Source organism: Streptomyces sp. NPDC059567 (genome assembly GCF_042735655.1).
Classification (GTDB): Bacteria; Actinomycetota; Actinomycetes; order Streptomycetales; family Streptomycetaceae; genus Streptomyces.
Genome location: NZ_JBHWBS010000049.1, coordinates 49234 through 53976, shown reverse-complemented (window position 1 = coordinate 53976; position 4743 = coordinate 49234). Strand labels below are relative to the sequence as shown.

The window sequence follows — 4743 nt, the reverse complement described above, 5'->3', positions numbered from 1 at the left end:
GCCCGGTTACATTCCGAACCCGGAAGCTAAGCCTTTCAGCGCCGATGGTACTGCAGGGGGGACCCTGTGGGAGAGTAGGACGCCGCCGAACAATCTTTAGCCTCAACCCCCGGACTCTGTCCGGGGGTTGAGGCATTTTTGCGTTCTAAACTGGAGCCCATGCGCTACGACCTGGTGATCTTCGACAACGACGGTGTGCTTGTGGACAGCGAGCCGATCTCCAACAAGCTGTTGGCCGGCTATCTGACGGAGGTCGGGCACCCCACCACGTACGAGGAGTCCGTGCGGGACTACATGGGGTCCGCGATGCACCGCATCCATGAGCTGGTCGAGGAACGGACCGGGCAGCGCTTGCCGGCGGAGTTCGACGAGACGTTCCACGGGCGGGTCTTCGCCGCCTTCCAGCGGGAGTTGGAGGCCGTGCCGGGGGCCGGGGACGTGCTCAAGGGGCTCGTCGACGACGGAGTTCCGTACTGTGTGGCCTCCTCGGGCAGCCATGAGCGGATCCGGGTCGGGCACCGGAAGGCCGGGCTCGACGTCTGGTTCCGGGACGAGAACATCTTCAGCTCCGAGGACGTCGGGCGCGGCAAGCCGTCGCCCGACCTGTTCCTCTACGCCGCTGAGCAGATGGGGGTGACGCCCGAGCGGTGCGTCGTGGTCGAGGACAGCCCGCTCGGGGTCCAGGCGGCGCTTGCGGCCGGGATGGACGTGTACGGGTTCACGGCGATGACGTCCCAGGAGAAGCTCGCGGGCGCCACCGGGTACTTCGGCAGAATGGACGAGCTGCCGGCGATATTGGGCAGGTGATCCATCTACCCATGGGTAGACCCGGGTCCTACGCTGTGCCGCCATGACGGATGCGCGGTTGCGGCGTGGGCGGGGATCCCTGGCGGTCAGTTTCTTCGTGCAGGGAGTGACGTTCGCGCTCCTTGTGACCCGAATACCGGCGATCCAGGACCGGTACGGGATCTCGGACGGGCTGCTGCCCGTCTTCCTGGCCGCCGTGCCGATCCTGGCCGGTGTGGCCAGTGTGGGCACCGAGAAGGTGGTGGCCAGGGTGGGGCCGGGAGTGGTGCTGCGGTGGGCGCAGCCGCTCGTCCTGCTGGCGCTGCTCGGGGTCGGCGCGGGGAGCGAGCTGTGGCAGGCCGCCGTCGCGCTCGGGGTCTTCGGGCTCGCGGTCGGTGCGCTGGACGCGTCGATGAACATGCTCGGGGTCAGCCTGCAGCGGGCGTACGGGCGGAGCATCATGCTCGGTTTCCACGCCGCGTACAGCCTGGGCGGGATCGCGGGTGCCTCGTTGGCGTGGGCGGGTGCGCACTGGCATCTGCCGCTGTTCGTCTCGTATCTGCCGGTGGTGGCAGTCCTGTTGCCTGCCGCGCTCGTCGGCAGCCGGTGGTACACGCCGGGGGTGGCGCCGGCCGATGGTGCGGAGCTGCCCGGGGGCGGGGAGACGAAGGGCGGCGTGGGGGTTTCCTTCAAGCTGCTGCTGCCGCTGTGTCTCGTCATGACGTTCGCGTACATCGGGGACTCGACCGTCTCCAACTGGAGTGCCAAGTACCTCCAGGACGTGCTGGGCAGTTCGGAGGAGCTGGCGACCGTGCCGTACAACGCGTACATGGTCACCACGCTGCTCGGGCGGGCGGTGGGTGACTTCGGAGTGCGGCGGCTGGGGGCGGCCATGGTCGTGCGGGGCGGGGCCGTGCTGGCCGCGCTCGGGTTCGCGGTCGTGGCGGTGGCGCCCGGGGCGTGGGTGGGGATGGCCGGGTTCACCGTGCTCGGGCTCGGGCAGAGTGTGATCGTGCCGCAGACCTTCGCCGCCGCCGGCAGGTTGTTCCCCGGGGCGAGCGACGCGGCCGTGGCCCGGCTGAACGTCTTCAACTATGTGGGGTTCCTGATCGGGTCCCCGTTGGTGGGGGCGCTCGGGGACGCCTGGAGCTACCGGGGGGCGATGCTGGTGCCGATGGTGCTGGTCCTGGTGACGGTGGCGTATGCCACGTCGTTCGGTTCTCAACCGGCCCGATACGGTGGCGGGCATGAGCGGCCGCGCACTGTTGATGTGGGATGAAGCTGTCACGGGGTACGACTTCGGGTCCGAGCATCCGATGGATCCGGTACGGCTCGCGCTGACCATGGGGTTGGTGCGGGCGTACGGGCTCGATCGGGCCGTGGACGTGGTGGCGGCGAAGCCCGCGGGGGATTCGACGCTGCGGCTGGTGCACCGTGAGGACTATGTGGCCGCGGTGCGGGCCGCTTCGGAGAATCCGAGGGCGGCGGATCAGTCGTACGGGCTCGGGACGGTGGATGATCCGGCCTTCGCCGGGATGCACGAGGCGTCCGCGCTGATCGCCGGACAGTCGGTGGGTGCGGCTGAGGCGGTGTGGCGCGGCGAGGCCGCCCATGCGGTGAACTTCGCCGGCGGGCTGCATCACGCGATGCCGGGGAGCGCGTCCGGGTTCTGCATCTACAACGACGCGTCGTTGGCCATCGCCCGCCTGCTCGAGCTGGGTGCGGAGCGGGTCGCGTACGTGGATGTGGACGTGCACCACGGGGACGGGGTGCAGGCGGCGTTCTGGGAGGATCCGCGGGTTCTGACGATCTCGCTGCATGAGCATCCGCGGACGCTGTTCCCGCAGACGGGGTGGCCGGAGGAGACGGGTGCCACCGGTGCCGGGCAGGGTTCCGCGGTGAATGTGGCGCTGCCGGCGGGGACCGGGGACGCGGGGTGGCTGCGGGCCTTCCACGCCGTCGTACCGGAGCTGCTGGCGGATTTCCGGCCGCAGGTGCTGGTGACGCAGCACGGCGCGGACACGCATTTCGAGGATCCGCTGGCGCACCTGGCGGTGTCGCTGGACGCGCAGCGGGCGGTGCAGGTGGCCTGCCATGAGCTCGCGCATGCGCATGTGGACGGCGGGAAGTGGGTCGCGCTGGGTGGCGGCGGGTACGCGGTGGTGGACGTGGTGCCGCGGTCGTGGACGCATCTGGTGGGGATCGCCGGGCATGCGGAGGTCGATCCCGAGTCGGTGATTCCGTCGTCCTGGCGGGATCTGGTGTACGCGCGGACGCGGCAGCCGGGGCCGATGCGGATGACGGACGGCCGGTGGCCGGTGGGCTGGCGGGACTGGGAGGAGGGGTACGACCCGGCGGACCGGCTGGACCAGGCGATCCTGGCGACGCGGCGGGCGGCCTTTCCGCTCAGGGGGCTGCTGCCGTAGGACCCCGGTGTTCTGTGGTTACGCCAACTGTGGGGTCTCCCAGGTGTTCTGACCCGCTGTCGGGTCGGCTCGGGCAGCATCGATGGGGTGCTGAGTACCGGGGCGTTGCGGGCGCATTTGTTGGCGGCGGGGTTGGCGGGGACGGTGGCGACCTCGCGGGAGGAGAGCCTGCGGAGCTACCGGCTGTTCGCCGCGCGGGATCCGCGGGTGATGCTGGGGCTCGACCCCGAGTGGGGGTGGGGCGAGGGCGAGTTGTTACGGCTGATGGCCGACAAGTGCGGGGTGTCGAGGGATCCGGCGCACCGTTCGGGGCCCGATGTCATCGATCCGGAGCGGACGTTGGGCGGGCTCGACGCGTTCGCCGCGCGGCTGGGTGAGGCGGCGGGACGGCGGGCTCCGGTGTTGTTCGGAACGGGGCATCCGCACCGTTTGCTCGGGTTCTACGCCGGGCTCGCAGACGCTTTGTCGGCGGCGGGATGTCTTGTTCTCACACCCGCGCAGGGGCGATGTGTCGACATAACGACCCGGTTCGGTCTACGCACGTACACCCTCGACTACGTACGCGGTGTCGCGTTGGTGCGAGAACCGGGTCTGCCGGGAACCGGGCGTGAGACGGGGGCGCACACCCACTCGCCGCTGCCGGTTAGGGTCGCTCTCGAGGGTGCCGTGCAGGGTGGCTGGCCGCTCCCCGAGCTTGTCGTCGGGGACCACGGTTGGGTCTGCGGTGCAGGTCAGCTGGGTTTCGAGGCCATCGGTCTGGCGGATACGGACGATCCCGCGCTGTTCGTCGGTGAGGCGGAGGGGCAGGTCTCCGTGGCCGTTCCGCTTGATGACGGGGTGCGGTCCGATTACTACCGGCCGCTTACTCGCTATGTACTCAATCGAGCGAGTCTGTCACGGTAAACGGCCGATGGCTGCTCCTCTTCCCCACTCGTACCACACGCCCCTAGTCTGGAGCGTGAGCGCACAGCGACGCAGGGTCACCGGAGGGGAAGCCGGTGGGCGTCGTGTGCGGAAGGTACAGGTGGGTCATGGCTGCTGGCGATCGACCTCTCAACGAGGTCAAGTTTCTGACCGTGGCGGAAGTCGCCTCGGTGATGCGAGTGTCGAAGATGACCGTGTACCGCTTGGTGCACAGCGGTCATCTGCCGGCGATCCGGGTGGGCAGGTCCTTCCGGGTCCCGGAACAGGCGGTTCACGAGTACCTCAGGGAGTCTTTCGTGGGGGTGGAGACCGCGTAGAGGGCGCGCGGTCGGGAGCCAGTCCGCCCCTCGGATTACAAGTGCGGCGCTCGGGCCGGTAGGCTAAGCCCTCGTAGGTCGTGTGGGCCCAGACGCCCCGCACCGAGTGAAGAGAAGTGAGCGAGGGTAGTCGTGGGCTCTGTTATCAAGAAGCGGCGCAAGCGGATGGCCAAGAAGAAGCACCGCAAGCTGCTCAAGCGCACCCGCGTTCAGCGTCGCAACAAGAAGTAAGCGACGGCTGTAACGACGGCTGTTTGTGCGTCGAGCGTGGCCCCCCACCGTTCCGGTGG

6 protein-coding genes and 1 rRNA gene are annotated in these 4743 nt (G+C 69.2%); all 7 read left to right on the top strand.

The window, feature by feature from the left end; genetic code table 11:
• A 5S ribosomal RNA gene (gene rrf / locus ACFVZW_RS21940) occupies nucleotides 1-91 on the top strand; the annotation flags it as partial.
• A 68-nt stretch (nucleotides 92-159) separates the two neighbouring features.
• A complete protein-coding gene (locus tag ACFVZW_RS21935) occupies nucleotides 160-807 on the top strand; it encodes an HAD family hydrolase (RefSeq protein ID WP_384523700.1) in 648 nt (215 codons plus the stop codon).
• A gap of 43 nt (nucleotides 808-850) precedes the next feature.
• Nucleotides 851-2065 (top strand): MFS transporter, encoded by a 1215-nt coding sequence (locus tag ACFVZW_RS21930; protein ID WP_384523698.1) that lies wholly within the window; start codon nucleotides 851-853, stop codon nucleotides 2063-2065.
• On the top strand, nucleotides 2034-3212 hold the full coding sequence (locus ACFVZW_RS21925; protein WP_384523708.1) for an acetoin utilization protein AcuC: 1179 nt from the start codon (nucleotides 2034-2036) through the stop codon (nucleotides 3210-3212). Before ACFVZW_RS21930 ends, ACFVZW_RS21925 begins: the two co-directional genes overlap by 32 nt.
• Nucleotides 3213-3299: 87 nt before the next feature.
• Nucleotides 3300-4115: a phosphatase gene (locus tag ACFVZW_RS21920; RefSeq protein ID WP_384523696.1), complete on the top strand. Its 816-nt coding sequence runs from the start codon at nucleotides 3300-3302 to the stop codon at nucleotides 4113-4115.
• Between the two features lie 128 nt (nucleotides 4116-4243).
• The gene (locus tag ACFVZW_RS21915; protein ID WP_158988220.1) at nucleotides 4244-4453 is read left to right on the top strand and encodes a helix-turn-helix domain-containing protein; all 210 of its coding nucleotides are present in this window, start codon (nucleotides 4244-4246) and stop codon (nucleotides 4451-4453) included.
• A 132-nt stretch (nucleotides 4454-4585) separates the two neighbouring features.
• Nucleotides 4586-4684 carry a 30S ribosomal protein bS22 gene (locus ACFVZW_RS21910; protein WP_003948845.1) on the top strand — a complete coding sequence of 33 codons (99 nt, stop codon included), beginning with the start codon at nucleotides 4586-4588 and terminating at the stop codon, nucleotides 4682-4684.
• Nucleotides 4685-4743 lie beyond the last annotated feature (59 nt).